This is a genomic window from Frateuria sp. GZRe14, assembly GCF_051900395.1.
In the GTDB taxonomy this organism is placed as follows: Bacteria; Pseudomonadota; Gammaproteobacteria; order Xanthomonadales; family Rhodanobacteraceae; genus Frateuria_A; species Frateuria_A edaphi.
Genome location: NZ_JBHZGJ010000001.1, coordinates 406,566 through 431,664 on the forward strand (window position 1 = coordinate 406,566; position 25,099 = coordinate 431,664).

A 25,099-nucleotide genomic window follows, 5' to 3' on the forward strand; every position below is an offset into this window, starting at 1 on the left:
CGTGCGCGAGGCGCTTTCGGCACACAGCTTCAGCCCGCGAATTCGCTCGTACCGAGCGCAGGCAATGCGCCTGCCGAGGCCTACTCGGACAACACCTGCTGGATCGCCTCCAGCCCGTGCCCACGCGTCTCGATCCCGCGTCGCACCAGCAGCCACGCCGCCAGCCCCATCGGCAGCGCGATCAGCAGCGCCGACAGCATGAAGTGCTCGAACAGCCCGAGCACGCCCAGCAGCGCGCCGAGGATGCCGCCGAGCTTGGAGCCGCCGGCGATCAGCCCGGCGCCGGTGCTGCGCAGGTGCACGGGGTAGATCTCCGCCGCATAGGGAATCAGCGTCGCGATCACGCCGCTGATGCTGAGCAGCAGCGCCACCGTGGCGGCCGTGGTCAGCGCATTGGAGCGCAGCTCCACCATTCCGATCGCGAAGAACAGCAGCAGCGACGCCGCCGTCAATGCGATGAACAGCACCAGCGTGCGGATGCTGCTCCAGCGCTGGTAACAGGCCACCACCACGGCGATACCCGGCAACGCGAGCACTGCCGAGCGCGCCAGCAGCGCGGCGCTCGCCTGCGCATCGATGCCCAGCTTGACCAGGTTCGCCGGCAGCCACAGCAGGAAGCCGAAGTTGGCCAGCCCCCACGCCACCGCGCACACCATCAGGCCCCAGGTGATCGCCGCATGCCGGCCGCGCAACAACTGGCGCATGCCGATGCGTTCGACGCCGTGCGCGTGGGTTTCCGCCGGCAGCGGCGCGACCTCGCGGGCCGGCGGCTGGTTGCCGGAAAACTTCAGCAGCACCGCGCGCGCCTGCTCCTCCAGCCCGGCCAGCGCGAGGAAGCGCGGCGACTCGGGGATGTAGCGGTTGAGCAGCACGATCAGGGCGCCCGTGGGCAGGTTGAGCAGCCATAACGCGCGCCAGCTGTAGGTCGGCTCGAACAGCGTTGCCGCGCCGGAGGCGAGCAGATAGCCGGCCGAGGTGCCGACGCCACCGAGCGCCACCAGCAGCCAGCCACGGTGCGCGGTCGGAATGGTTTCGGCCATCAGCGTGAAGGTGATCGGCAGCATGCCGCCGGCGGCAGCGCCCATCATGAAGCACATCACCAGGTTCCAGCCGAACGAGGGCATCGCGCCGCAGATCGAGGTGCCCATGAACATCAGCGCCGAGAGCAGGATGGTGGCGCGCCGTCCGAACAGGTCGCCCAGGCGCCCCCACACGACCGAACCGACCGTGGTGCCGATCAGCGCCGAGAGCGCCAGCAGGCCGCCGGTGGCCGCGCTGATGCCGTATTCGGAGGACATGCCCGGCATCACGAAACCGATCGTCGCCGGCTTCATCACGTCCACCGCCAGCGCCATGGTCAGCACGGCCACCAGCTTCCAGTGTTCGCGGTTGAGCGGCACGTGGTCGGCCACGTGGAACGGCAGCGGGCTGGCGTCGGCATGCAGCGTGCGGCGCATCTGCGCCAGTCGCGGCATCAGGCCGTAGCCGGACAACAGAACGCCCAGCGGGACCAGCCCCATGCCGATCAGCATCAGGTTGTCCATCGGCATGCCGGCCAGCCGGTAATGCATCGGCGCGGCCATCGCCAACATCGGCAGGTGCGCCAGCACGCCGGCAATCACGCAAAGGCAACCGGCCCAGAAGGCGATCGGGTGGTGGAAGGTGACGCTCTTGTGGGGCATGCGGGCAGGGGTAGCGAGGGACGGCCAAGCTTACCCTGCCGGGATGCCGCAGCCCCGCGGGATGTCCGCGGCTCTCCGGGGGGCGTCAAGGCTCGCGAGCGCGGCCATGCGCAAAGTGAACAGTCCTTTCGCGCAGCCCGCACGGCGGGTTGCCGATACTCGCCGCACAGGCAGCCATATGCAGGATCCCATGATCGAGTACATGCACGGCGCCGCGGTCGCGCCGATCTCTCCCTCGCATCGCGGGCGGACGGGCTGGTCGCTTGGCGGTCCACCCGGCGAGCCCGAGCATCCGCAGCAGGACCCACCGCCGCAGCGCCCGAACGACCCGATCGATCCGGGCCGGCCGCAGCAGCCGGAGGTGCCACCGATCGACCCGCACACCCCGTCGGTCCCTGAGCCGCGCATGCGCGGTTGATCGGCTCTGTGATCGCGCACCCCCGCGGCGCCCTCCCTGGCGGGGGGGCGCGAGGGCGCGTCAGTCCTCGTCGCTGCGCAGCAATTTACGCAGCAGGAAGAATGCGCCGATGGTGCCGGCGACCACGGCCACGGTCGCCACGGGGTGGCGGCTGGCGTGGCGGCGCGCGCGGCGGTACTGGTAGCTCGCTTCGTCGGCCAGGTCCTCGGCCATGTGCGAGATCTGCTTGCCGTAGCCGGCGCTGTGGCGGCCAAGGCGCGTGGTCAGGCGGCGGCCACGCTCGACCAGGTTGCTGGCCGTGTCGGCGGTGCCGGATGCGTACTGGCGCACCCGGTCGCGGACGCGTTCGCTGGCGCCGTCGAGACGCTGCTCGATATCGTGGGTTCGGTTCATTGAGGCCTCCTGTGCGTCGAGGCCCCAGCCTGACCGCCGCGGCGTGAGAGGGGCGTCGAAACTGCTCCCCCCGGTTCAGGCTGGCCTTAGCCGGGTCGGTACTCGCCAGCGCGTTCGAACGGACCGCGCGTCGAAGCGCTCGGGCCATGTCCACAAAAGGGGACGCCGCGCATCGAGGCCACCGCGCGCTGGCCGCTTCCGGCGGTAAGCGCATCGCGATGTCGGCGCCGGACTCCTCGCCGGCGCACCAAAGCGCTCGGCGCGTTAATCCTGGCCAGTTCGTCCAACGGCCAGAAGACGCTCGGCGCGTGAACTGTCGAGGTGGTGGACGGCGATCGCCGGCTCAGTAGCGCCAGCCCATGCGATCCGCGTCGGCGGGCGCATGACCGTCGATGTATCGCGTGACCGTCTCGATCAGCTCTTTGCCGCGAGGACCCCAGCAGTGCGGCGCCATCGGCTGGTAGGTCACGCTGCCGCGGAAGGACGGGTTGCGCGCACTCTTGAGGAACGCATCCATCGCTCGCACGCCCATGTTGAGGTTGTAGGTGTCGGCGTCGCCCACGTAGATGTGGATCTTGTCGGTCACCTTCGGCCCCAGCGTGGCCCATTGCGACTGAAGCAGGTGGCGCAGGTCGAAGTGCGCCTTCCAGTACTGTGCGACGTCGTGGTCGATCACGCCCGTGCGCTTGTCCCAGAGCCGCTCCGGATAGCCGTCCGCACCAACCGGACCGAACGCCGCCTCCCAGATGTCCCACTGGCCACCGGAACGGCTGTGGTCGCCCACGGCCAGCTCGTACCAGTTCTCGTCCTTCATCATGGCGTCGACGTTGCCGTCGGGCTGGCGCGTGTCCACGCGCTCGACCTTCACCCAGCCCTTGTCGAGCCAGTACGCGTTGGCGTCGTCGTAGATGTTCACCACCTGGTGATGGCGGAAGTCCAGCGCGTCCGGGCAGGAGGCGAAGGTGGCGCCGTAGTAGTCCGGGTGGAAGAGCATCTGCGCCATCGCGATCCAGCCGCCGGTGGAACCGCCTTCCAGGATGCGCGCCCACGGTGCGTCGATGGTGCGGAAGCGCTTCTGGATGTCCGGCAGCAGCTCCTGGTGGATGGCGTCGTCGTACGGGCCCTCGTTGGCCGAGTTCACCGCGTAGGAGTCGTCGTAGTAGGGCGAGGGATGCTGCAGGCTGATCATGATGTAGCGCGGCGTGCCGTCGGCCAGCCAGTAATCGCGAAAGCCCGACTTCGGATGGTCGAAGCCGCCGGGCGCGCGGGTGGAGAAGTGGCCTTGCTCGTAGATCACCGGGTAGCGCACGTCCGGGTGTTTGTCGTAGTCCTTCGGCAGCAGCACCGTGGCGCCCAGATAGATCGGCTGGCCCCACCAGTCGCTCAGGAGCTTGCTCTTGATGCGGAAGCGCTTGACGTAGGGCGTGTCCTTCGGGAACGCGATCGGTGGGATCACCTGGTCGGCCACCAGCGTCACCGGCGTCGGCGCGGCGGGGTCGTAGTGCACCTTCACCGGCTTGCCGTAGAGGTTGCCGGGCGAGTGCTTGAAGTCCTGGCCTTCCCACTGGTCCATGTGCAGCCAAACGGTATGGCCGTCCGCGCGCTTGAATTCGGTGTAGACGTTGACGAAGGGCTGCATCCAGTAGTCGCCGGCGGGAAGCTGGCGCAGGCTGGTCAACGGCGCGCCGAAGTCGTCGGCATCGATGATCGCCGCCTGGCCGGGCGCGAGCGCCGTGACGTCGTGGCCGAACAGCGGCACGCCGGTGATGTCGGTCTGCTCGATCGGCGCGGTTTCGTTGCTGCGGCTGACCGCGACATAGACGCGCCCGGTGATCGGTTGCGCGTGCGCCTTGGCGCTGAAGCTGACCTGGATGCGCGGGCCGTCCGCCGCCTGCGCGGCAGGCAGGGTGGCCAGGACGAGGAGGGCGGCGCCGGCAAGGCGCAGGAGGGCGAGGGGCGTGGTCATGCCGGCGATCGTAGCGGTTGGCTGGCGCGCTTCACACTGCCCGCTGCCAGCGTCCCGTTCGCGACCTGCCGAATCTCCAAAATTCCTGCAGGCATCGCAAACGGGCTCGCCGTCAGAAAATCTCCGCCACGCAACACCGCAAACTGCCACCGGCCTTCTCGATCTCGTCCAGCGCCACCGCGCCGATGCGGAAGCCCCAGCCGGACAGCGCCTGGCGCTGCGCGTCGGTGAGCGCGGCGGCGGCCGCGCCGCTCATCCACACCCGCTCGTCCGACAGCGCGATCGCGTTGCCGGCGAAGGCCTGTTTCTGCGCCGGCGTGAGCCACAGCGCACGCTCGCCGTACGCCCGGGCGATCGCCGCGGGCACGGCCGGATCGGCGAAGCCGTCCGGCGCCACGATCGCGGCGCGACTGGCTAGCAATGCCAGCACCACGTTGGTGTGGTATTCGCCCGCGGCAAGCGGGAAGCAGAACGTGAGCCGCAGTCCGAACGCCTCGTGCATCGCCCACGCGCCGGCCTCGTCGCAGCGTTCGGACAGGCCGCAATAGCCCACACCGCGGGCGCGGTCGATCACCAGCGCACCGGTCAGTTCGGCCACGCAGTCGGTGCGGCAGGACAAGTCGATCTCCTCATAGCCGAGCACCTGGGCGAAGAAGTCGCGTACATCCCGCCGCCCGGCCTCGCGCTGGCGCACCGCGTGGCGCATGCGCCCGACGATCAGTCGCCCCGGCGCGGTCGCGAACACGTTGTTGGGGAACACCGCATCCGGGGTGCTGGCATCGCCGGGGAAGGTGACCACCGGGCAGTCGGCGCGCAGCGCTTGCGCCAGCGCCGCGTGCTGGGCCAGCGCGCGCAGCGGATCGACCGCAAGCTCCATGTCCATGTAGCGGTTGTCGCTGGCCGACTCTTCGGCCAGCGCGAATTCCGCCGGGGCGAGCAGGAACGCCGCGCGCGCGGTGGCCTGGGCATGGGGGAGCGGCGGCAAGGCCGCGAAGGCGTCGAGGAAGGCGGCGGGCGAAGTGACGATCACGGCTTGGGCTCCTCAGGGACACGCCATGGTAAGCGCCCGCCGCTCAAATGGTCTTGGCGCCGGCCTCCTCGGCCACCTCGATCGCCTCCGGCTCCAGGTGCAGCTTCTGGCGGCGGCGCAGGCCGGGGAACATCGCCATCCACAGCCCCACCACCGCCAGCGTGCCGACGCCGCCCAGCACCGCTGCGCCCACCGCGCCCAGCCAGGCCGCGACCAGGCCGGACTCGAACTCGCCCAGCTGGTTGGAGGTGTTGATGAAGATCGAGTTGACCGCGTTGACCCGCCCGCGCATCGCATCGGGCGTGTCCAGCTGCACCATCGAGCCGCGGATCACCATGCTCACCATGTCGAACGCGCCGCCTGCGAACAGCGCAATCAACGACAGCCACATCCACGAGGACAGCGCGAACACCAGCGTCGCCACGCCGAAGCCTGCTACCGAGCCGAACATGATCATGCCCACCCGCCGCGTCAGGTCGTGCCGGGCCAGCCAGAAGGACATCAGCAGTGCGCCCACCGCCGGCGCCGCGCGCAGCAGGCCCAAACCCCAGGGGCCGGTGTGCAGGATGTCCTTGGCGAAGATGGGCAGCAGCGCGGTGGCGCCGCCGAACAGCACGGCGAACAGGTCCAGCGAGATCACCCCGAGCACGTCCTTGCGCTCGCGGATGAAGTGCACGCCGGCGAACAGCGATTTCAGCGTCGCCGGCTCGCGCCTGGGCGGCGTCTGCTCGTAGCGAAGCTGCGCCATCAGCGTGGCGGCGATCAGGTACAGGCCCGCCGCCGTCGCATAGACGACGCCCGGCCCGGCCACGTAGAGCAGGCCGCCTACCGCCGGACCCAGCACCATGGCCATCTGGAAGGCCGAGCCGCTGACCGCCACCGCGCGCGGCAGGATCGCCGGCGGCACCAGCGCCGGCAGCAGCGAGGACATCGAGGGTGACTCGAACGCCTTGGCCGTGCTGATCACGAACACCAGCGCCAGGATGCCGGCCTCGTGGATGCGCCCGGTGAAGCTCAATACCGCCAGCGCGGCGATCGCGCACCATTCCACGATCTGCCCGATCAGCACCACGCGCCGACGCTCGAACTGGTCGGCGACGTGGCCGGCCGGCAGCGCCAGCAGCACCGAGGGGAAGAACTGCACCAGGCCGATCAACCCCAGGTCCAGGGCGCGGCCGGTGATCGCGTAGATCTGCCACGCCACCGCCACCGAGAGCATCTGGAAACCGAAGCCCGAGGCGATGCGGGCGAACCAGAACTGCACGAAGGCGCGATGCTGGAGCAGTGAGTCGGTGGGCATGGGGAGTCCAGGGGCTTGAACAGTGGAATTATCGCCTCGGGTGGCCATTCGCACGAGCGCGACCATCCGCCCTGCCGGCGCCTTCCCAAGGAATGGGGGAAGGATCGGTGCGCGGCGCTGGTATCGAGCCTTCCCCGCCGGGCCGGGAAGGTGACGGCAGGCGGATAGGGCGCCCCTGCCGCAGACTTCACGAGCACTTGCCCATGCCCGCCCTAGCCTCGCCCCATCGCCGCAGCAGGAGACCGGCCATGGGCCGCCAGGCCGAACACGTCTACACCGACCAGCCCACCATCGCCCGCTTCAATGGCATGGTCGAGCACCTGCAGAACGGTGCCCGCGTGCGCCTGCACCTGGCCGACGGCAGCACCTGCGACGGCGTGGTCGCCGCCCGCCCGACCGTGCAGGAGTTCTACGACGGCGACGGCAACGAGGGCAGCAACGGCGTCGTGCACCTGGAACAGCTGGGCACGTCCGAATGGAAACGCTACATCTGGTTCGACCAGATCGAGCGCATCGAACACCTGGATTCCGACGCGCAACTGCGCGCCTGACGCGGCTCCTTGGGAAGGCCTCAGGGCGCGACCCGAAGACAGGGCGGTCGCGCACAGGTGCGCGCCCCTGCGGGAATCTATCCGACGCGCGTGAACCCGTCCGCGCTCCAGCCCTCGCTTCCCACGCCGTGGTGCACGACGAACAACCCATCGGGATCGTAGCGGTGCTTGGCGCGCAGCAGCCGCGCATAGTTCGATCCCCAGAAGCCGCGCTGCCAGTCTCGCAGGAAGTAGTCGCTCTCGGACACGTACGAGCCGGCGTGCGGTGCGACCCTGCGCAGTGCCTCCATCGCACCCGCGACCGCCGCCGCGTCGCCGCGCGCCTGGCCCAGGTCCGCTTCGCGCAACCCCGGAAAGGCCGGGCCGCTGCCATCGGCGCAGATCGCCAGGGCAAAGGCGTCGGCCACCTGGGGGTTCATGGCGGTATCGCGCGTACGCGCGATCGCCGAGGGCTCGCCACCGGCCATGCCCTTGTTGAAATGCAGCGCGAAGTCGTGCCGGCGCGAAGCGGCGAACAAGGCATCGGCCAGCGCCGACTGCCGCCCGGGGGCAAGCAGCGCAGCCGGCAGCCATGCCGACTGATAGGCGTGGATGAACCAGCCGACCTGGCCGCGATCGCCGGCCCAGACCATGTGGTAGGACGGCGTGCCGGGGCGGTCGTCGTTCACCATCAGCTGCGGCGCGTGCTGGCGGAAGAAGTCCGCGTCCCAGAAGTGCTGCGCGGGCAACGCCAGCGTGCGCGGTGCCTCGGCGAAGCTGTATTCGTCGTGCGCTCGCACCCAGTCGAAGAAGGGCTTCCACGCCTGTTCGGCCTGCGCCTGCGTCAAGCCCTGGAACACCATGTTGATCGACAGGGTGTTGTCCGGCGCGAAAGTCATCTGCTCGCCCCAGTGCCGGTTGAACAGCGCCTCGCGATAGAACGTGATCGCCCGCGCCAGCAGTGCCCGGTAGGCCTCGTCGGAGGACGCCTGGATGGTGCCGAACACCGCGCCGAAGAATGGCGGCAGCTCGAACGTGCGCAGGGTCAGCCGGGTCACCACGCCCAGGCTGCCGCCACCGCCGCCCTTGAGGCCCCAGAACAATTCCGGATGCGCATGCTCGCTGACGGTCAGCACCGCGCCGTCGGCCGTGACCACCTCGGCTTCCAGCAGGTTGGACGCGGCCGTGCCGAAGCCCTTGGAGAAACTGCCGAAGCCGCCGCTCTGCACCAGCCCGGCCACGCCGACGGTGGTGCAGCCGCCACCCTGCACGTAGCGCCCGCCGAGCGTGGTCACCGCGTGATACACGTCGATCCACATCGCGCCGGCCCCCACGCTGACCGCCGGCAGCGGCGCCACCTTGCCTTCGCCGCCGCTGGGCACGAAGCCCTCGTGCAGGGTGACCTTGTTCATGCGCCGCGGCCAGACCAGCAGCGAGTCGGGCGCCTCGGAGGTGCCCTGGTAGCTGTGCCCGCCGCCCTTGACCACCAGTCGCAACCGATGCCGCCGCGCGAAGGTCACCGCCGTCGCCACGTCGGCGGCCGACTCGGCCGCCACCGCGTAGGCGCTGGGCCGCGAGGTCCAGGCGTCGGCCCAGCCGCTGGTCTGGGTGAGCGCCGGATCGTCGCCCAGCGCGAACGGGTTCTTCAGTTGCCGGACCGCCTCGGCATAGGCGGCCGTGCCCGGGCCGCCGGCGAACGGCGATACCGGCTTGAGCAGGCGGCCGCCCACGGCCCGCTTGAGCGCCTCCCACTCGGCCGGCGCTGGCCAGCCCGGCTGGCCGGGGCGCAGCCGCGCGCGCACGGCGCCGGCCAGCGCGGCGGGCAGCGCCTGGGCGTTGCGCAGCAGGGCGGGCAGCAGCGGCAGGGCCAGCGCAGCCTTGAGCAGTTCGCGTCGTTTCATGGGCGGTCCTCCGTGGCGGTCGGTGCAACTTACGCCACGGTGCCGCCGGTGGCGTGGGCCAGGTGCCCGGCGGCGGGTGGGTTGGGATGAGTGGCGGGGTCGCGGGACGAGTCGCGGGGCGCCCAACACCCGTCGCGGCGCAACCTGCCTTGAAGGGGAGGGCCGGTACGAGCACGGGTGTCGGTCACGCTCGCCCGCGCCCCACTAGAATCGCCCGATGCCTCCCACTCCCACCCTCGAATACCGCGACTTCCACCGCTGGCGCCGTCCGGCCGAGGTCGCCTTCTGGGTAGGCCTGGCGATCCTCAACACCGTGTTCAACAGCATGGTGGCGCAGATCGACCACGCCCGCGTCGCGGCCTGGGAACCGTGGGTATGGGAGTGGACCAGCTCGCTGGTGATCCTGGTACTGGTACCCGCCATCCTGGCGGCGGAGCGGCGCTGGCCGTTCCGCTTCGACACCTGGCGCACCAGCCTGCCCTGGCACCTGCTCGCCACCGTGCCGTTCAGCCTGGTGCATGTGACCGGCATGGTGGCGCTGCGCGTGCTGGCCTACCGCGTGGCGGGCGTCCGCTACGACTTCGGCCGCTGGGAGCCGGGCTTCGGCTACGAGTACCTGAAGGACTTCCGGACCTACTTCATCATCATTGCCCTGATCAGCCTGTCGCGGTTGTGGCTGGTGCGCTGGCAGGGCGAGGCGCGGCTGCTGGCGGCGCCCGACGAGGGCCCGCCGGTGGAGCCGGTGGAGCGGCCCGAGCGCTTCCTGGTGCGCAAGCTGGGCAGGGAGTTCCTGGTCAACGCGCGCGAGATCGAATGGCTGCAGGCCGCCGGCAACTACGTGAACCTGCGCGTGCGCGGGCGCGACTATCCGCTGCGCTCCACCATGGCGGCGATCGAGGAGCGGCTCGACCCCACGCGCTTCGTGCGCGTGCATCGCAGCTACGTGGCCAACCTCGACTTCCTGGCCGAGATCGAGCCGCTGGACACTGGCGATGCGCGGCTGAAGTTGCGCGACGGCGCGATCATCCCCTGCAGCCGGCGCTACCGCGCGCAGCTGCGCGAGCGCTTTGGCGAGGCGGCTGCGGTCTAGCGGGCTCGCTGCGGGTGCCTGCAACGACGGCCTGCGCTTGCACCGTCCGCCTGCGCGTCCCACGCTAGGGCCTTCCCCTTGCCCGGAGAGCGCCTGATGAAGCTGCCGTTCCATCCATCCGTGGCCGTGCTGTGCGGCGTGCTGGCCCTGGCCGGCTGCAATTCGCAGGACCAGGAGCAGGCGGCCAGCGCGCCGGCGGCCTCGGCGCAGAACGATGACGCCGCGCGCAAGCTCGACACTTACCGCCAGCTCGTGCGCATCCACAACGACGAGATGACGGTGACCATGGGCCACGACATCCTCGACCGTTATCCCGACAGCGCCGCGGCCAAGGAAGTGCAGCAGACTCTGCCCGGCATCGAGAAGCGCTGGAAGGAAGAAAGCGAGAAGCGCCGGCTCGACGCGCTGTGGCAGTACCAGGTCTCGCCGATGCAGGGCGGCACGCAGTCCACCGCGACCACGTACTCCAGTCAGGGCGCCGGCAACGATCGCGTGCGGCTGGTGCTGCGCCGGCACACCGACTGGGGCCAGAACGTGTTCCTGTACGGCGGCGGGCACGGCTTCGTCTGCCGCGGCAACTGCACCATCCACGCCACCTTCGACGGCAAGGAACACGGCATCAGGGCGTTCGCGCCGTCCACCGGCGAGCCAGCGCTGATGATCCGCGACGACGACGACTTCATCGCTAGGATGAAGAAGGCGAGGAAGATCACCATGGACGTGACCCTGGTCGACGGCGAGAAAAAGGAAACCCTGGTCTACGAGGTAGGCGGCTTCGACCCGGCCAAGTGGAAGGCGCTGCCGAAAAAGAAATGAGCGTGCACCGGCCCGCCGCCGATGCGTTATCGGTCAGGCGGGTCGACCCGAAAGGAGCAGCGCCATGTCATTGAAACCTATCCTGCTGGCCGGTGCCGCGATGGTGGCCCTGGCCGGCTGTTCCAGCATTCCCTACGCGCAACGCCAGGCCGCCTATGCGGCGGCCGCCGGCGCGCCGGTCAGGAGCTTTCGCTTCTTCATGCCGATGTGGTCGTGGGAATCTTTGGGCAGCGACCAGGTGGTGATCTACACCAAGCCGAAGGAAGCCTGGCTGCTCGACGTGCCTGGCTGCACCGAGTTGCCGTTCGCCAACACGATCGGGATCACGTCCAACCTCAACCAGGTGACGATCAACTTCGACAAGGTGATCACGGGGCGCAACCAGTTGCCCTGCGCGATCCACCAGATCCGTCCGGTCGACGTGGGCAAGCTCAAGGCGTTGCAGCAGGAGCAGCGACAAGTCACGCCGGAGCCGCGCCGGTCCTGAGATGTTCGCGTAGGTGGCTGAAGCCCTAAGTGGCCGGGCGTCAGTTGAGGAACAACCTCTCCGCCAACTTCGCCAGCGGCTTCTCCAGCGCGCCCTGCAGCCGCGGCGGAAAATCCAGCGGCTTGAGCAGCATCTTCACCGTCATCTCCGCTGGGATATGCCGGCGCAGCAAATCCTGCGCCTTGCCGGCGATCCGGCGAAAAGCCTCGCGGTCGCCCTTGTGCTGCGGATAGCACTGCTCGAACACGTGGCGCAGCGCGATGTCGCTGTCCTCGCTGCGGATCTCGTTGACGCGCTTGAGCACCGCGCGGAAGACCTTGTAGCGACCCAGCCCCTCGTTCTCGCGGTAGCGGCGGAAGTGCTGGTAGAAGTACTTGAAGTGCCGCACCTCGTCGCTCTTGATGTGGCCGGTCAGCTGCTTGAGCACCGGCTCGTCGGTGATCTCGTGCAGCGCGCGGTACAGGCTGGCGGTGCCGGTCTCGACCACGCAGCGCGCGGCCAGCTCCAATCCGCGGCTGTCCTCCAGTTCCTCGGCGGTGCAGACCGCGCCGTATTCGGTCCAGAAGGCGGCGAAGCCCTTGTCCCAGTCGAACTCCGGCCATACCGCGCGCACGTAGGCGGCCAGCGCGCGGCCGTGCTGCAGTTCCTCGTGTTCCCAGTGTTGGCTTAGCCAGGTCTGCAGCTCCTCGTCGCCGTTGAAGTGGGCGACCAGGTTGTGCGTGTAGAGGTCCGAACCGCTCTCGACGAAGGACGAACTGCACAGCAGGAAGAACAATTCCTCGTTGTGGCGGACGCGCGTGCGGTCGATGCACGACAGGTCGAGGCTTTCCAGCGTCCAGGGCAGGGCAGGGGCATAGCTCACGCGGGTGTCCTGTGAGGGCGCGGCTTGGAGCGCGCGTGACGGGCGAATGACACACAGCATACGGACTCGTGACGCGGGCGGATTAACCCAGCCCCACCCCGCGAACGTCGGCTGCTACGGCACTACCGTCACCGGCACGTGCGCGCGCGCCAGCACGTCGCTGGAGACCGAACCGAGCAGCCAGCGCGCCAGCGCGCCGCGCTCGGTGTGGCCGATCACGATGTGGTCGACGCCCCGCTGCTCGACCTGGCCGAGCAGCACGTCACCGGGGCTGCCGTGGGTGACTTCCACGTCGATCATGTCGCGCGCATCCGGCGCCATCGCCACCAGCTCGTCGAGCAGTTCCTGCGCGCGCTGGGCGCTGGAGTCGGCCATCATCAGCGCGCACGCGTCGGCGCCGCCCTCGGTCACCTGCAGCACCGACACCACCCGCACCCGGCCCTGGCCGCATCGCGCCAGCGCGACCGCGGTCTGGAAGGCACGTTGCGAGGAGGGCGAACCGTCGTAGCCGACCAGCGAGTACCTGAACATGGCGCGTCTCCGTGCGTGTGGTTCCGATTATGCCGTGGGCGTCACTGGTCGCACGGTGCTACCACCTCGGCATGTTCATTGGGCCGGATCGGCACCCCGCGGACCTCGGCCACGTTCTGGGTGAGCTCGGCGCCCAGCAGCAGGATCAGCACCGAGTAGTACACCCACACCAGCAGCACCACCACGCTGCCGGCCGGGCCATAGGCGCCGCCCACGTCGCTGTGCGCGAGATAGAGGCTGATGCCGAACTTGCCGATGGCAAAGAGGATCGCCGTGAAGGCGCCGCCCAGGAGCGTGTCCCGCCAGTCGATCTGCGCATCGGGCAGGACCTTGTAGATGGAGGCGAACACCAACCCGAACAGCAGCAGCGCCACGATCGCTTCCAGCGCGTCCCACACCGCCGTGTCGCCGCGTGCGAACAGCGCGATCGCGGTGCTTGCCACCAGCGACACGATCAGCAGGAAGGCCAGCGTCAGCAGAAGCCCGAACGCATGCATGCGGGTCAGCACCCAGCTGAAAAGCGCGTTGCGCGGCGCCGCCTTGAGGTTCCACACGCGGTTGATCGCCAGTTGCAGCTGCGCGAACACGGTCGAGGCGCCGATCAGCGTCACCGCCATGCCGATGATGCCGGCCCAGTGTCCCAGCTGGGGGCGGTCCTCGGCATTGTTGATCACCAGCTTCACCGCGTCGGAAGCGCGTGCACCGACCAGGTTGTTGATCGAACCCACCAACTGCTCCTGCCAGGCTGGCTGGAGCGAGGCGACCAGCCACAGCAACAGCACCAGCATCGGCGCGAAGGACAGCGCCGAGTAGAACGCCACCGCCGCCGCGTGCGTCATCAGGTCGTCCGCGGCCGCACCCTTGGCGGTGCGCTTGACGATCTCCACGGTCGATTGCCACAACGAGCGCATTGAGGTGTCTCCTGAACCTGCGAGCAGGCCAAGCATGGCGAGGCCTCTGCGCGGCGATCGTGAACGCGCGCCGCCGTTCCTGCTGGCGCTTCCTTCACCCGCCCGGGGGCAGACTCGACCGCAGCCCCAACACGCCCCGCACGGGGAAGGAGACCTGCGATGAATCTGCGTACCACTGCACTGGCGAGCCTGCTCGTGGCCGGCACGATGACGCTGGCCGCCTGGCCCGTCGCGCCTGCCCGGGCTTCCGAACCCATGGTCAAGTGCGAGCTCAGCTACAACCTGGAGGGCTGGTCGATCATCTACAAGCATGCCGAAGGCGCCGGCACGGTGACCTGCAACAACGGCGAGAGCGCGCCGGTGAAGATCAGCGTGGTCGGCGGCGGCCTCACCGCGGGCAAGTTCCGCGTCACCGAAGGCAAGGGCGAGATCAGCAAGGTGTCCGGCATCGCCGAAGTGTTCGGCGACTACGTGCAGGCCGGCGCCGAAGCGGGCGTGGTCAAGAGCGCCCAGGCGCAGGTGCTGACCAAGGGCACCACGTCGCTGGCGTTGTCGGGCACCGGCCAGGGCATCAACCTCGGCGTATCGGTGGGCAAGTTCACCATCTCGCGCCCGTAAGCCGGATCGCGCAGGTGGGCTTCAGCCCTCCGGCTCCCCGCGGAGCGGGGGGCTGGAGACCACCGTGTGCAGCCCAGCGCGTAGACTTCGGCGGATGCCTTTTTCCCTGGAGTCCGCCATGCGCCACCCGTCGATCTCGCCCGCCCGCCACGCGGGGGCTTCCTCCTGATGGCCGTCGGCGCCGCGCCCGTGTCGCGCTTCGGCCTCTGGCGGGTGGCCGTCTGGATCGTGCTGCTGCTGGCCGCCTTCGGCGGCGTGCAGTACCTGCGTCGTGGCGATTGGCCTTACCTGGCCGGATCCCTTGTCGTGATCGTGGTCTGCGCCGGCGCGATCCTGCGCCAGCCCTGGGCCCGCCAGGCGATGCGCATCGTGGCCTTGCTGCTGGCGCTGTGGGCGTTGGTCACCGGCGGCCTGATGCTGGCGCAGTGGGGCCAGTTCGATGCTGCCCGCGCGCACGCCATGACCCAGGCGCAATCCGAACTGCTGTTGCTGGTGATCGAGCAGGCGCGCCGCAGCTTCCTGCTGGGCTTGGTGTTCAAGGCGCTGCTGGTTCCGCTGTTGCTGTGGATGGCCTGGCACCTGGGCCGGCCATCGGTGCGTGCGCAGTTCGTTGCGCCCCGCTGAGGTCGGGCGCAGACTTCCACGGACCGACCTGGGGAGGCTTGGGGATGAAGCGCTTGCTGTTGGGGATGGCGGGTTTGCTGCTGGCCGGCATGGCGTTGGCCGCTGGGCCGCGTGCGACCCGCGAGAAGGTCGAAGCCAGCATGGTGGTCACCGGCTCGATCGGCGTGACGCCGCAGGGAACTGTCCTTGGTTACACGCTCGACCATCCGGAAAAGCTGCCGCCGCTGGTCGCCGACCTGATCGGCAAGGCGGTTCCAGGCTGGACCTTCCAGCCGGTGCTGCGCGACGGCAAGCCGGTGGCCGCCAAGGCCAGCATGAGCCTGCGCGTGGTCGCCCAGCCGATCGGTGACGGCAAGTTCCGGGTCGGCGTGCGCAGCGCGTGGTTCGGCGATCCGGGCCGGGGCATCAGCAAGGACAAGGGCACGCCGCCGCGCTACCCGATGCAGGCCATCCGTGGTCGGGTCGAAGGGACGGTCTACGTCGCCTTGCGCCTGGATCGCGAGGGCCGGGTGTCCGACGTCGCCGCCGAACAGGTCAACCTCCGCGTGATCGCCAGCGACAACGAGATGAAGCACTGGCGCGAGGTGTTCGCCAAGGCCACCTTGAACGCAGCGCGGCTATGGACGTTCAGTCCGGCCGATCCCTCCGACCACGCGCCCTACCGCGACGTCACGGTGCCGGTGGCCTACGAACTGCACGTCGGTCCCGCCCCGACCGCACCCAGCCCCGAATCGAAGTACGGCCAATGGCAGACCTACGTCCCCGGACCGCTCGAGCCGGTGCCGTGGAGCGATGCCGACCGCATGCTCACCGGCGGCGTGGATGCGTTGCCTGACGACGGCGTCTTCGGTGCGTCGAGCCTGTCGCTGCTCACGCCACTGGATCGGGGCTGAGCGGCCAGTTCAGGCGCCGTTGACGCACGAGCGGGTATCGCTGAGGTCCCTTTCCGGGACGACACCGATGCGCCTGCGGCTCCTGTTTGCCAGCTTGATCCTCGCCACCGCCCTGCCGGTCCTGCACGCGCAGGACCTGGGCGATACCTGCCACGCCAGCAGCAGTTACGACCTGACGGTGAAGCCGGACAGCCTGCTGTTCGATCGCGCGCAGCCGGCGCCTTTCCACGTGCAGGTCGCCGATGGTGTCCTGAGCACCGACGGCCAGCCGGTACGCCTGCATGCCGAAGCGCAGGACCGGCTGGTGTTGTTCGAGCGCGAGCTGCGCGCGCTGGTCCCGCGCGTGCGGGCGGTGGCCGATTCGGGTGTGGACCTGGCGGTGCGCGCCGTGCACGAGGAGGCCGCCGGCATGCAACTGGCGCCCGCCACCCTGGCCGAGCTCGACCGGCGATTGGCCGCGCATGCGACGCAGCTCAAGCAGCGCATCGCCCAGAGCAACAGCACCCACGACTGGCAGGGCGATGCCGCCCAACAGCTTGCCGACCGCATCGTCGGCGACCTGGCGCCGCTGGTTGCCGCCGACCTCGGCCAGCAAGCCCTGGCCGCCGCCATGAACGGCGATCTGGCCGAGGCCGCGCGCCTGCGCGACGAGGCGGCGGACCTGACCACGCAGCTGCAGCCGCGGCTGCAGCGTCGCATGCAGGCCTTGCGCCCGCAGGTCCAGGCGCTGTGTCCTTCGATCCAGCGGCTGGCCGATCTGCAGCAGGGCGTGCGCGGAGCCGATGGGCAGCCGCTGAACCTGGTGCGGGTCGGACCCTAGCCCCGCCCCGAGGCGTTCCCTGCAGGGGTGCGGCCCGTGCGCAGGCGTGAACCCGAACGCCGCCTGACGGGCGATGCACAGCGAGCCCCGCCGACGGCGCGAGTTAATCCGCGGCTAAGTGCGCAAGGCCGACCATGGTCGCCCACCTCGATACCCCAAGGAGCCGCTCGCCGTGGCCCCACGCCCCCAAACGCTGTTCAACGCGCTGATCCGCCAGGGCATCGACCTGCGCGCGATGTACCGCGACGCTTCGGACCAGGCCAGCGAGCCGGGCCTGCGCGTGGTGCTGGGCGAGAACGCGAGCGCGCTGGACCAGGTGATCGCCGACCTGCAGGGCCAGGTCAGCCACCTGGGCGGTACGCCGGCCCGGCGCGGTCGGCTGGGGGGATCCGCGCGGCGCCAGTTGATCGAATGGCTGCTGCCGGACACGCCGCGCCGCGATACCGCCTGGATCGCCCGGCTGGCGCACGGCGAAGCCGCCCTCGTGCACGCCTTCGAAGAAGGCCTGCAGCGCGCCACGCCGGAGGCCGCGCTGGTGCTGCGCCGCCAGCTGCCGCGGCTGCAGGGCATCCACCTGGACATGCATAGCCTGGCCCGCGCCCGGCGCTGCTAAGCTCCGCCCACCCGGGGCGGGCCCAGGGAGAATCGGCATGACCGCAACCGCGCAGGATGTACTGGATTTCTGGTTCGCCGACGAGAATACGGTGCGCTGGTTCGTGCGCGATCCCGGGTTCGACGAGGTCGTCCGTGCACGCTTCGGTCCCACGTGGGAAGCGGCCACCACGGGCGCGCTGGACCTGTGGGCCATCACCCCGCACGGCTGGCTCGCACTGCTGATCGTGCTCGATCAATTCAGCCGCAACATCCATCGCGGCGACGCGCGCGCCTTCGCCCAGGACAACCGGGCCCAGTCACTGGCGCTGGAAGGCCTGGAACGGCGCGACGATGAAGCGCTGGCGCCGCTCGAGCGCGTGTTCGCCTATCTGCCGCTCGAGCACGCCGAGGATCTCGCGTTGCAGTGGCGTTCGGTGACGCTGTTCCGCGCGCTCGCCCTACAGGCCTCGCCCAACGCGCGCGGGCAATATGAGAATTTCCTTGACTACGCGCGCCGGCACTGCGAAGTGGTCACGCGCTATGGCCGCTTCCCGCATCGCAATGCGTTGCTGGACCGGCCCAGCACGCCGGACGAAGAGGCTTATCTCGCGGAGGGTGGCGGCTTCTAGCGTGCGTCGTCGATTCCACGGAGGGAACGACATGCGCACCACCCTGATCGGCAGCCTGTGGCTGCTCGCCTTTGCCGCAACCGCGTCCGACACCTTGCGCGTGGGCAGCCACCTGCTGGTCGCCGGCGACAGTGCCACGCAGGTGCGCGAACTGCTGGGCCGGCCCGCACGGGTGACCCACCAGCGCGCGCGACGCCACGGCCGCGGCGTCGTGGTCGTGACGCCCGCCAGCGAAAGCTGGGTCTATCGCGACGATGGGCGCGAGATCACCGTGACGCTGGTCGACGGTGTGGTGTCTGACATCGAGCAGCATCCGTGAGCTTTCGGGCATGACCGATGGCACGGCATGACGCCTGGCCCATGTCTGCGGCTCGGTGCCGCGGGAAGCTGGCGCCATCGTCACCGGGGAGCCGTCCCATGCGCACGCTGATCCTTTCCCTCGCAATCGCCACCGGCCTGGTGCTGGGCGCGCCGGCGCAGGCGGGCGGCCTGCACGTCAACCACGAACAATGCAGCTTCGGCACCGACTACGACGTGCTGGTCAAGCCCGAGGGCATCACCTTCGAGCGCCAGGATGGCAAGCCCGGCAGCGTGTTCATGCATGAGGGCGCACTGCGCATCGACGGTCGTGACGTGGCCGTGTCGGCCGCCGACGCGAGCCGCCTGCGCGAGTACGAAAGCCAGGTGCGCAGCCTGTTGCCCGAAGTCACCTCGATCGCCCGCGAGGGCGTGGACATCGGCTTCGACGCGCTCACCACGGTGGTCGCCAGCTTCGCCGACGACCCGGCCGAGCGCACGCGGCTGACGACCGAGCTCAACGAGCAGCACAGGCAGGCCCTGACCAAGATCGACAGCGGCCTGGGTCATGGCGAGTGGCGCCAGCACAGCGTCGAGGACCTGATGGAAAACCAGGTCGGCCATGCGGTCGAGTCGCTGGTCAGCACGGTCACCGCCAAGGCGGTGAAAGCCGCGCTGAGCGGCGACCAGAGCCAGGTGGCCGCGCTGGAAGCGCGCGCCGACTCGCTGGACCGAACCATCGACCAGCAGGTGGATGCACGTGCGGACAAGCTCAGCGAACGCGCCGAGGCGCTCTGTCCGCGCATGGCCCGGCTCGATGAGTTGCAGCAGCAGTTCGAATTCCGCCTGAAGGACGGCTCGCGCCTGGCGCTGGTCGACCATCAGCCGGAGCATGACAACGAGGCTTCCGCCAAGACGAAGCCCCAGACCCGCTAGCCGTCCCACGGCCTGCGGGCCGGCCGCTCCTCCACACCACACCCCAAGTGCGGCCATCCGCCGCGCCGGTTTCCCCAGACCGGCGCGGTGTTTTTTTTTTTGCTCTCACGACTCGCGCGAGCCCACCTGTGGCCATGCCCGTCGTCGTGACCAGGGCAACCGGCATCACCTCCAGGCGGGCTTTTGCAGAAGCATCGTCTCGAATGCCCCTGCTAGGCTTCACGGCTGGTTCGTACCGGAGTGACGCCATGCCCGACCTGCTTGCCCGGATCCATTTTTCCGAGAACGCCACGCAGCTGGGGATCAACATCCTCATCGCCCTGCTGATCCTGCTGATCGGCAGCTGGTTGGCGGCGCGCGTCGCCAACCTCGTCCAGCGGGCGATGCACCGGGCGAGCGTGGACGAGACCCTGATCGGCTTCCTGCGCAACCTGATCTATGGCGTGCTGGTGGCGGTGCTCGTGGTCAGCGCGCTGATCACCGCGGGCGTGCCTTCCGCGCCGCTGGTCGCCGCGCTGGGCGCCAGCGGCCTGGCCATCGGGCTGGCCTTGCAGGGCTCGCTCAGCAACCTGGCCTGGGGCGTGCTGCTGATCGTCTTCCGGCCGTTTCGCGCAGGCGACTTCATCCATGCCGGTGGCGTGGAAGGCACGGTGGAAACGGTCAACCTGATGTACACGCAACTGGTGCTGCCGGACAACCGCGAGGCGATCGTGCCCAACGCCAAGATCGGCGGCGACGCGATCATCAACGCCAACCGGCGGGGTACGCGCCGGTTCGAGCTGAAGGTGGGCATCGGCTACAAGGACGACATCGGCCAGGCGATCGGGGAGATCGACAAGCTGTTCGCCGCCGACCTGCGCATCCTCAAGGAACCGCCGCCGAGCGTGGTGACCGGCATGCTGGCCGAAAGCTCGGTGGAGCTCATCATCCGCGCCTACACGCGCAGCACGGACCTGTGGGCTGCGCAGACCGAGCTCTTGCGCAAGATCAAGGAGCGTTTCGACGAGGCGGGCATCAGCATCCCGTTCCCGCAGCGCGAGCTGACCGTGGTGCAGGGCACGTTGCCGGACGGGAACAGGAAGGCAGGTTGAGCGGCCGTAGGTGGGCTCCAGCCCACCGCACGTCCGCGCAAGCATGCGGTGGGCTGAAGCCCATCCTGTGATGCTTATTGCACCGTCACCGGCCGCCGGTTGTCGCCTGACACGCGGTCGATCAATTCGTTGAACGGGTCGATGCCCGCCTCGGCGGGCGTCCCGTCCACGGTCACGGTGATCGTGCTGTCGCCCGCCGGCAGCAGGCGTTTCTGCAGGTACAGCGGCTTGCCGTCGCGGCCCCTGACCGGCGAGGCGGCGAACACGCCGATGTCCACAGGCACGTCCGGTTCGGCCGGGGTCTCCTTGCCGGTACCGTCGACGTGGACCTTGCCCGCGTGCACCTTCAGGGTCACCGCGTAGCGACCGTCGGGCAGCTTTTTCGCGGTGGCCTCGCCGATGCGGTTGTCGAACAGCGTGATCTTCCAGAACAGGTCGTCCAGCAGCCCCTTACACTTCGGGTCCAGCGCCCGGACGAGCGTGTCCATGAAATCCTGCGAGCTGGGGTAGGGCGGGCCGCGGAACTGCCAGTCGAGCAGGAACTGTTTCAGCGCCCGGTCGAACACGTCCTCGCCGACATAGTCCTGCAGCGCGTAGAACACCAGCGAGCCCTTGTTGTAGTGGATGTACTGCTGGTTCTCGACCTTTGCCAGCGGCTCCTCGGCGACCTTCTCGGTGGCGCGGCTCATCAGATACCTGTCCAGCTCGTACTTGAGGAACTTGCGCATCTGGTCGGCGCCGTACCTGTGCTTCATCACCATCAACGCCGAGTACTGCGCCAGCGACTCGCTGAGCATGGTCGAACCCTGCATGTGCGCGCCGATCACCTGGTGGGCCCACCACTGGTGAGCGACCTCGTGCGCGGTCACGTAGTAGACGTAGTCGACCTTGGACCGGTCGCGCAGGTCGGCGATGAAACCCACGCCTTCGGAATAGGGAATCGTGTTGGCGAAGGACTGTGCGAAGTGCGCGTAGTTGGGGGACTCCAGGATCCGCACCTGGCGGTATTGGTAGGGTGTGAAATGGGCCTGGTAGTAGGCCAGCGCGTCCCGGGTCGCCTGGATCATGCGCTCCACGTTCCAGCCGTGTGCGGGGTTGTAGTAGACCTCGATGGCGACGCCGTCGTAGCTGGCCTTCTTCACTGCGTAGCGCGCGGACAGCCAAGCGAAGAAGTCCAGCATCGGCCGGTCGGCGGCATAGGTGAAATAGCGGCGGCCGTTGGCGGTCCAGCTTCGGGTGAGGTAGCCCGGCGCCAGCGCGATCTGGTCGGCGGCGGTGGAGACGGTGGTCTCGAAGTCGATCCAGTCGGCGTCGTTGCTGACGTAATTGTCGCCCAGGGCCCTAGTGTCGCCCAGCTTCGGCATGCGCGGCACGTCGGGCGGCAGGCCGTACTTGCGCCGATCGCCGCGGTCGGTCAGCTGCGCCTCGCTCTGGTAGCCGAAGCGCGGCAGCACCTGGCTGTTGAAGAAGCTGCCGTTGGCGACCAGGAACTGGCCGGATGGCTCGTTGGTGAAACCGCGCGGGGCGTACTCGATGTCGAAATCGAAATCCATCGAGGCACCCGGCGGCAGCGGCCGCTCCAGGCGGTAGATCGCGTAGCCCAGGCGCGTGTCGTGGCTGATCGTCTCGTGCGGCGCGAACTTGAGCGACTTCAAGGCGAAGTGGGTATCGAAGTTCACGTGCAGCCTGTCGATCGGCCTGCCGCTTCGGTTGACCAGTGTGTAGTGCCCGCGGATTTCGAGCCGCCGCTGGTAGGGATAGATGTCCACGTCGGTCTTGACCGCCGTGATGCGCGGCTGTGGCAGGCCGTCGTATTTCGAGTACTTCTTCTCGTAATCGGCGCGCTGGCGCGTCTCGTCGTCGCTGCTCGAGTAGTGGTTGAGCACGTTCGTGTTGTAGAAAATCCAGGCGCCGGTCGCGACGAAGCCGGCCAGCGCCAACCCCAGCGCGACCGCGGCCGGGCGGCGCAGCCGCGCGCGGGCCTCCTGCAGACGTTCGCGCCAGGTGGTGCCGGTGCCGCGCACGTTGAACAGTGCCGCGACCACCAGCATCGCCGCCGCCGCAAAACCCCAGTAGAGGTCGAACCACAAGGCGGCGGCCAGGAAATGGCCGAAGCCGTTCATGTCCGAATACGGCACCGACGAAGCATGGCCGAAAACGTACAGGTTGTGCTCCCAGTGCAGCAGCGGGAAGCCGATCAGCGAGGCGACCAGCCACACGATGCCCAGCAGGTAGCCCATGAACTTGCTGCCGGCCAGCGTCTGGAACAGCAGCATCAGCACTGACAGCAGCACGAACGGTGCCGCATCCAGCCCCAGCATGGCCAGGTACAGGCCCGGTTCCAGTCGCGTGTAGCCGTGGGCGAGTTGCCAGGCGATGCCGACCAGGTCGCCGACCAGCAGGTACACCAGCACCACGGCGACCAGTGCGAGCAGGCGCGCGGTGAGCGGCAACCAGTCCGGCAGCGGGAACGCATCGACCACCTCGGCGGTGCGCCGGTCGCGCTCGCGCCAGACCAGCTCGCCCGCGTAGAAGGTCACGATGATCGCCAGCAGCCACTGGAAGCTGCCCTGGATCGTCTCCAGCACCGTGTGCGTGACCGGGTAGACCGGTGTGCCGTAGAAGTCGCCGGCGAAGGCCAGCGCGAACAGCAGGTTGACCAGCCCGAACACCAGCATGACCAGGAACGGCACGCCGCGCAGCACCTGCCCGACGTCGAACGCCAGCAGCTCACGCAGCTGTGCGAGATGGGCGCGCAGGTCGTGCGCTAGCCGCACGGCCGGCAGGCCGCTGCGCACCGCGCCGGGCATCGGGCGCAGCAGCGGCGGCTCGGCGCGGGGCTTGCGCCCGGGCATGCGCAGCCCCTCGCGGTCGGTACGGAAGAGCGCGAACGCGGTGCCGGCCAACAGCACCGAGACGCCCAGCCAGAGCAGCCGGTTCCACAGCAGCAGCCCTTCCAGCGGCGGCAGGCGATGGTTGAGCTCGTCGGCGGACCAGTAGCGCGTGACGATGCCCAGCGTGCGGCCCCCGAAGGGATCGAGCATGGCCGCCACGATGTGATGGTTGACGTCCCGGGTCAGCAGTCCCGACAGCGACAGCAGCACGATGAAGGCGATGATGCCGATGTAGGTGGCCAGCAGCGAGCGGGTCACCGTCGCCAGCAGGAACAGCAGCGAGGTCACGAACAGCATGTCCGGCAACACCATCACGCCGAATGCCCAGGCGTAGCCGTGCCATCCGGGCGGACCCAGCCGCGTCGGGTCGACCCACGGCATCGCCCCGCCCAGCGCCACGCCCAGCGCCACCGCCAGCATGATCGCCACCGCCGCCGCGTAGCCGGCGGCCAGCCGGCCGCCGAGGTAGGCGCCGCGGCTGACCGGCGTGGCGAACACCAGTTCGGCGGTGTCGTGGTCGAAATCGCGCAGCGCGGCGCCCGCGACGAACACGCCGCCGGCCAGCATGCCGAAGATCGTGAAGGCACTGACCAGCCGCACGATCACCATCGGCGCGTTGCGCAGCACGTTGCCGCTGGCGCCGCCCATCACGACCGCGTCGGTGCTGGCCACCGCGAAGGCGAGCCCGCCGAAGGCCAGCGCCATGATCCAGAACAGCGGCGCGCGCCATTGCTGGCGCCATTCGAAGCGAAAGACTTCCCCCAGCATGGCGTCAGGCTGCCCGCGCCGTGGCCTGGGCGCGCAGGTGGCCGAAATAGACGTCCTCCAGGTCCGGCGACACCGCCTCGAAACCGGGTTCCGGCAATGCGTCGGCCAGCACGTGCAGCAGCGTGCGCCCGCCGGCCAGGCGGGTGGACAGGATGGTCATGCGGGCGCGGTAGTTGTCCAGCTCCGCCTTGTCGATCGTGCGCCGCCACACGCGCCCGTCCAGGCTGCGGATCGCTTCGCGCGGCTCGCCGGTCAACAACACCTGGCCCTGGCCGATGATCGCCATGCGCGGGCACAGGTCGGTCACGTCGGCCACGATGTGGGTGGAGAGGATCACCACCACCTTCTCGCCGATCTCCGCCAGCAGGTTGAGGAAGCGGTTGCGCTCCTCCGGATCCAGGCCCGCGGTCGGTTCGTCCACGATCACCAGCTTCGGGTTGCCGATCAGCGCCTGGGCGATGCCGAAGCGCTGGCGCATGCCGCCGGAAAAGCTGCCGAGCTTGCGCTTGCGCACGTCCCACAGGTTGACCTGGCGCAGCAGCGCCTCGATGAGGTCGCGCCGCTCGCCGCGGGCGGTGACGCCCTTGAGCACGGCGAAGTGCTCCAGCATGGCCTCGGCCGATACTTTCGGGTACACGCCGAATTCCTGCGGCAGGTAGCCGAGCAGGCGGCGGGTGGCCGGCTTGTCCGCCAGCAGGTCCATGCCGTCGAGCTCGATGCTGCCCTGGTCCGGGTCCTGCAGCGTCGCAATCGTCCGCATCAGCGAGGACTTGCCCGCCCCGTTGGGTCCCAGCAGGCCGAACATGCCCTGCGGGATGTCCAGATCGATCCCGCGCAGCGCATGCACGCCGTTGGCATAGGTCTTGGACAGGTGGCGGATGGTAAGCATGCAGGCTACTCCGCGCCGCCCCGCGCGGCGCCGGGAACCAGCATAGGCAGCGGGGCCGGCGGGCACATCGGCACAAGGTCATGCATGCCGGGTGGCCCATGACCGGCCGCCCCTGTGCGGCGGGCGGCC

25 protein-coding genes are annotated in these 25,099 nt (G+C 69.2%); 14 read left to right on the top strand and 11 right to left on the bottom strand.

Features of this window, described 5'->3' with window-relative positions; all coding sequences use genetic code 11:
* Positions 1-80: 80 nt before the first annotated feature.
* On the bottom strand, positions 81-1,682 hold the full coding sequence (locus ACFWZ1_RS01845; RefSeq protein ID WP_439665245.1) for an MFS transporter: 1,602 nt from the start codon (positions 1,680-1,682) through the stop codon (positions 81-83).
* 178 nt (positions 1,683-1,860) lie between these two features.
* On the opposite strand from ACFWZ1_RS01845, the gene ACFWZ1_RS01850 reads away from it, so the two are divergent.
* A complete protein-coding gene (locus tag ACFWZ1_RS01850; RefSeq protein ID WP_439665246.1) occupies positions 1,861-2,100 on the top strand; it encodes a hypothetical protein in 240 nt (79 codons plus the stop codon).
* A gap of 60 nt (positions 2,101-2,160) precedes the next feature.
* On the opposite strand, the gene ACFWZ1_RS01855 is transcribed toward ACFWZ1_RS01850, so the two are convergent.
* The 4 genes from ACFWZ1_RS01855 to ACFWZ1_RS01870 all read right to left on the bottom strand — a co-directional run bounded on the left by ACFWZ1_RS01855 (position 2,161) and on the right by ACFWZ1_RS01870 (position 6,789).
* Positions 2,161-2,493 carry a hypothetical protein gene (locus tag ACFWZ1_RS01855; protein ID WP_439665247.1) on the bottom strand — a complete coding sequence of 111 codons (333 nt, stop codon included), beginning with the start codon at positions 2,491-2,493 and terminating at the stop codon, positions 2,161-2,163.
* A gap of 343 nt (positions 2,494-2,836) precedes the next feature.
* Positions 2,837-4,459 (bottom strand): alpha/beta hydrolase-fold protein, encoded by a 1,623-nt coding sequence (locus ACFWZ1_RS01860; protein WP_439665248.1) that lies wholly within the window; start codon positions 4,457-4,459, stop codon positions 2,837-2,839.
* Positions 4,460-4,571: 112 nt separating this feature from the next.
* Complete coding sequence (locus ACFWZ1_RS01865; protein ID WP_439665249.1) at positions 4,572-5,489, bottom strand: arginine deiminase-related protein; 918 nt, start codon at positions 5,487-5,489, stop codon at positions 4,572-4,574.
* A 43-nt stretch (positions 5,490-5,532) separates the two neighbouring features.
* Entirely contained in the window at positions 5,533-6,789 is a 1,257-nt protein-coding gene (locus ACFWZ1_RS01870; protein ID WP_439665250.1) for an MFS transporter, read from the bottom strand.
* A gap of 248 nt (positions 6,790-7,037) precedes the next feature.
* Between ACFWZ1_RS01870 and ACFWZ1_RS01875 the strand changes: the two genes are divergently transcribed.
* On the top strand, positions 7,038-7,340 hold the full coding sequence (locus ACFWZ1_RS01875) for a DUF3247 family protein (protein ID WP_439665251.1): 303 nt from the start codon (positions 7,038-7,040) through the stop codon (positions 7,338-7,340).
* Positions 7,341-7,417: 77 nt separating this feature from the next.
* Here ACFWZ1_RS01875 and ACFWZ1_RS01880 read toward each other — a convergent pair whose 3' ends face one another.
* Positions 7,418-9,220: an FAD-dependent oxidoreductase gene (locus ACFWZ1_RS01880; protein WP_439665252.1), complete on the bottom strand. Its 1,803-nt coding sequence runs from the start codon at positions 9,218-9,220 to the stop codon at positions 7,418-7,420.
* Between the two features lie 217 nt (positions 9,221-9,437).
* Between ACFWZ1_RS01880 and ACFWZ1_RS01885 the strand changes: the two genes are divergently transcribed.
* From ACFWZ1_RS01885 to ACFWZ1_RS01895, 3 genes are all read left to right on the top strand, one after another.
* Positions 9,438-10,310 (top strand): LytTR family DNA-binding domain-containing protein, encoded by an 873-nt coding sequence (locus ACFWZ1_RS01885; protein WP_439665253.1) that lies wholly within the window; start codon positions 9,438-9,440, stop codon positions 10,308-10,310.
* A gap of 96 nt (positions 10,311-10,406) precedes the next feature.
* Positions 10,407-11,126, top strand: coding sequence for a hypothetical protein (locus ACFWZ1_RS01890; protein WP_439665254.1), 720 nt, complete (start codon positions 10,407-10,409; stop codon positions 11,124-11,126).
* A gap of 64 nt (positions 11,127-11,190) precedes the next feature.
* A complete protein-coding gene (locus ACFWZ1_RS01895) occupies positions 11,191-11,613 on the top strand; it encodes a DUF6491 family protein (protein WP_231323150.1) in 423 nt (140 codons plus the stop codon).
* A gap of 40 nt (positions 11,614-11,653) precedes the next feature.
* Here ACFWZ1_RS01895 and ACFWZ1_RS01900 read toward each other — a convergent pair whose 3' ends face one another.
* The 3 genes from ACFWZ1_RS01900 to ACFWZ1_RS01910 form a co-directional block, all read right to left on the bottom strand.
* Positions 11,654-12,475, bottom strand: coding sequence for a ferritin-like domain-containing protein (locus tag ACFWZ1_RS01900; protein WP_231323152.1), 822 nt, complete (start codon positions 12,473-12,475; stop codon positions 11,654-11,656).
* Between the two features lie 114 nt (positions 12,476-12,589).
* Positions 12,590-13,006, bottom strand: coding sequence for a universal stress protein (locus ACFWZ1_RS01905; protein ID WP_231323154.1), 417 nt, complete (start codon positions 13,004-13,006; stop codon positions 12,590-12,592).
* 41 nt (positions 13,007-13,047) lie between these two features.
* Positions 13,048-13,917, bottom strand: a complete 870-nt coding sequence (locus ACFWZ1_RS01910; RefSeq protein ID WP_231323156.1) for a YihY/virulence factor BrkB family protein — start codon at positions 13,915-13,917, stop codon at positions 13,048-13,050.
* 159 nt (positions 13,918-14,076) lie between these two features.
* On the opposite strand from ACFWZ1_RS01910, the gene ACFWZ1_RS01915 reads away from it, so the two are divergent.
* The 9 genes from ACFWZ1_RS01915 (at position 14,077) to ACFWZ1_RS01955 (ending at position 20,419) form a co-directional block, all read left to right on the top strand.
* Positions 14,077-14,535, top strand: coding sequence for a hypothetical protein (locus tag ACFWZ1_RS01915; protein WP_439665255.1), 459 nt, complete (start codon positions 14,077-14,079; stop codon positions 14,533-14,535).
* A gap of 168 nt (positions 14,536-14,703) precedes the next feature.
* A complete protein-coding gene (locus ACFWZ1_RS01920) occupies positions 14,704-15,159 on the top strand; it encodes a hypothetical protein (RefSeq protein WP_439665256.1) in 456 nt (151 codons plus the stop codon).
* Between the two features lie 44 nt (positions 15,160-15,203).
* Positions 15,204-16,052, top strand: a complete 849-nt coding sequence (locus ACFWZ1_RS01925) for an energy transducer TonB (RefSeq protein ID WP_439665257.1) — start codon at positions 15,204-15,206, stop codon at positions 16,050-16,052.
* 67 nt (positions 16,053-16,119) lie between these two features.
* Entirely contained in the window at positions 16,120-16,872 is a 753-nt protein-coding gene (locus ACFWZ1_RS01930; RefSeq protein WP_439665258.1) for a DUF2884 family protein, read from the top strand.
* Positions 16,873-17,044: 172 nt separating this feature from the next.
* A complete protein-coding gene (locus tag ACFWZ1_RS01935; protein ID WP_231323166.1) occupies positions 17,045-17,485 on the top strand; it encodes a PA2169 family four-helix-bundle protein in 441 nt (146 codons plus the stop codon).
* A 37-nt stretch (positions 17,486-17,522) separates the two neighbouring features.
* Positions 17,523-18,095: a DUF924 family protein gene (locus ACFWZ1_RS01940; RefSeq protein WP_231323168.1), complete on the top strand. Its 573-nt coding sequence runs from the start codon at positions 17,523-17,525 to the stop codon at positions 18,093-18,095.
* A 31-nt stretch (positions 18,096-18,126) separates the two neighbouring features.
* On the top strand, positions 18,127-18,414 hold the full coding sequence (locus ACFWZ1_RS01945; protein ID WP_439665259.1) for a DUF2845 domain-containing protein: 288 nt from the start codon (positions 18,127-18,129) through the stop codon (positions 18,412-18,414).
* A 98-nt stretch (positions 18,415-18,512) separates the two neighbouring features.
* Positions 18,513-19,328, top strand: a complete 816-nt coding sequence (locus ACFWZ1_RS01950) for a DUF2884 family protein (RefSeq protein ID WP_439665260.1) — start codon at positions 18,513-18,515, stop codon at positions 19,326-19,328.
* Positions 19,329-19,576: 248 nt separating this feature from the next.
* Positions 19,577-20,419 carry a mechanosensitive ion channel family protein gene (locus ACFWZ1_RS01955; RefSeq protein ID WP_439665261.1) on the top strand — a complete coding sequence of 281 codons (843 nt, stop codon included), beginning with the start codon at positions 19,577-19,579 and terminating at the stop codon, positions 20,417-20,419.
* Between the two features lie 74 nt (positions 20,420-20,493).
* Here the strand turns inward: ACFWZ1_RS01955 and ACFWZ1_RS01960 are convergent, their stop codons facing one another.
* Positions 20,494-24,081, bottom strand: a complete 3,588-nt coding sequence (locus tag ACFWZ1_RS01960; protein WP_439665262.1) for a M1 family aminopeptidase — start codon at positions 24,079-24,081, stop codon at positions 20,494-20,496.
* Between the two features lie 4 nt (positions 24,082-24,085).
* Complete coding sequence (locus tag ACFWZ1_RS01965) at positions 24,086-24,970, bottom strand: ABC transporter ATP-binding protein (RefSeq protein WP_231323176.1); 885 nt, start codon at positions 24,968-24,970, stop codon at positions 24,086-24,088.
* Positions 24,971-25,099: the final 129 nt, after the last annotated feature.

Bases quoted from the DNA above. Each gene is read 5' to 3' on its own strand.
- ACFWZ1_RS01845 (WP_439665245.1), bottom strand. From the start codon at position 1,682: ATGCCCCACAAGAGCGTCACCTTCCACCACCCGATCGCCTTCTGGGCC.
- ACFWZ1_RS01850 (WP_439665246.1), top strand. From the start codon at position 1,861: ATGCAGGATCCCATGATCGAGTACATGCACGGCGCCGCGGTCGCGCCG.
- ACFWZ1_RS01855 (WP_439665247.1), bottom strand. From the start codon at position 2,493: ATGAACCGAACCCACGATATCGAGCAGCGTCTCGACGGCGCCAGCGAA.
- ACFWZ1_RS01860 (WP_439665248.1), bottom strand. From the start codon at position 4,459: ATGACCACGCCCCTCGCCCTCCTGCGCCTTGCCGGCGCCGCCCTCCTC.
- ACFWZ1_RS01870 (WP_439665250.1), bottom strand. From the start codon at position 6,789: ATGCCCACCGACTCACTGCTCCAGCATCGCGCCTTCGTGCAGTTCTGG.
- ACFWZ1_RS01875 (WP_439665251.1), top strand. From the start codon at position 7,038: ATGGGCCGCCAGGCCGAACACGTCTACACCGACCAGCCCACCATCGCC.
- ACFWZ1_RS01880 (WP_439665252.1), bottom strand. From the start codon at position 9,220: ATGAAACGACGCGAACTGCTCAAGGCTGCGCTGGCCCTGCCGCTGCTG.
- ACFWZ1_RS01885 (WP_439665253.1), top strand. From the start codon at position 9,438: ATGCCTCCCACTCCCACCCTCGAATACCGCGACTTCCACCGCTGGCGC.
- ACFWZ1_RS01890 (WP_439665254.1), top strand. From the start codon at position 10,407: ATGAAGCTGCCGTTCCATCCATCCGTGGCCGTGCTGTGCGGCGTGCTG.
- ACFWZ1_RS01895 (WP_231323150.1), top strand. From the start codon at position 11,191: ATGTCATTGAAACCTATCCTGCTGGCCGGTGCCGCGATGGTGGCCCTG.
- ACFWZ1_RS01905 (WP_231323154.1), bottom strand. From the start codon at position 13,006: ATGTTCAGGTACTCGCTGGTCGGCTACGACGGTTCGCCCTCCTCGCAA.
- ACFWZ1_RS01910 (WP_231323156.1), bottom strand. From the start codon at position 13,917: ATGCGCTCGTTGTGGCAATCGACCGTGGAGATCGTCAAGCGCACCGCC.
- ACFWZ1_RS01915 (WP_439665255.1), top strand. From the start codon at position 14,077: ATGAATCTGCGTACCACTGCACTGGCGAGCCTGCTCGTGGCCGGCACG.
- ACFWZ1_RS01920 (WP_439665256.1), top strand. From the start codon at position 14,704: ATGGCCGTCGGCGCCGCGCCCGTGTCGCGCTTCGGCCTCTGGCGGGTG.
- ACFWZ1_RS01925 (WP_439665257.1), top strand. From the start codon at position 15,204: ATGAAGCGCTTGCTGTTGGGGATGGCGGGTTTGCTGCTGGCCGGCATG.
- ACFWZ1_RS01930 (WP_439665258.1), top strand. From the start codon at position 16,120: ATGCGCCTGCGGCTCCTGTTTGCCAGCTTGATCCTCGCCACCGCCCTG.
- ACFWZ1_RS01940 (WP_231323168.1), top strand. From the start codon at position 17,523: ATGACCGCAACCGCGCAGGATGTACTGGATTTCTGGTTCGCCGACGAG.
- ACFWZ1_RS01945 (WP_439665259.1), top strand. From the start codon at position 18,127: ATGCGCACCACCCTGATCGGCAGCCTGTGGCTGCTCGCCTTTGCCGCA.
- ACFWZ1_RS01950 (WP_439665260.1), top strand. From the start codon at position 18,513: ATGCGCACGCTGATCCTTTCCCTCGCAATCGCCACCGGCCTGGTGCTG.
- ACFWZ1_RS01955 (WP_439665261.1), top strand. From the start codon at position 19,577: ATGCCCGACCTGCTTGCCCGGATCCATTTTTCCGAGAACGCCACGCAG.
- ACFWZ1_RS01960 (WP_439665262.1), bottom strand. From the start codon at position 24,081: ATGCTGGGGGAAGTCTTTCGCTTCGAATGGCGCCAGCAATGGCGCGCG.
- ACFWZ1_RS01965 (WP_231323176.1), bottom strand. From the start codon at position 24,970: ATGCTTACCATCCGCCACCTGTCCAAGACCTATGCCAACGGCGTGCAT.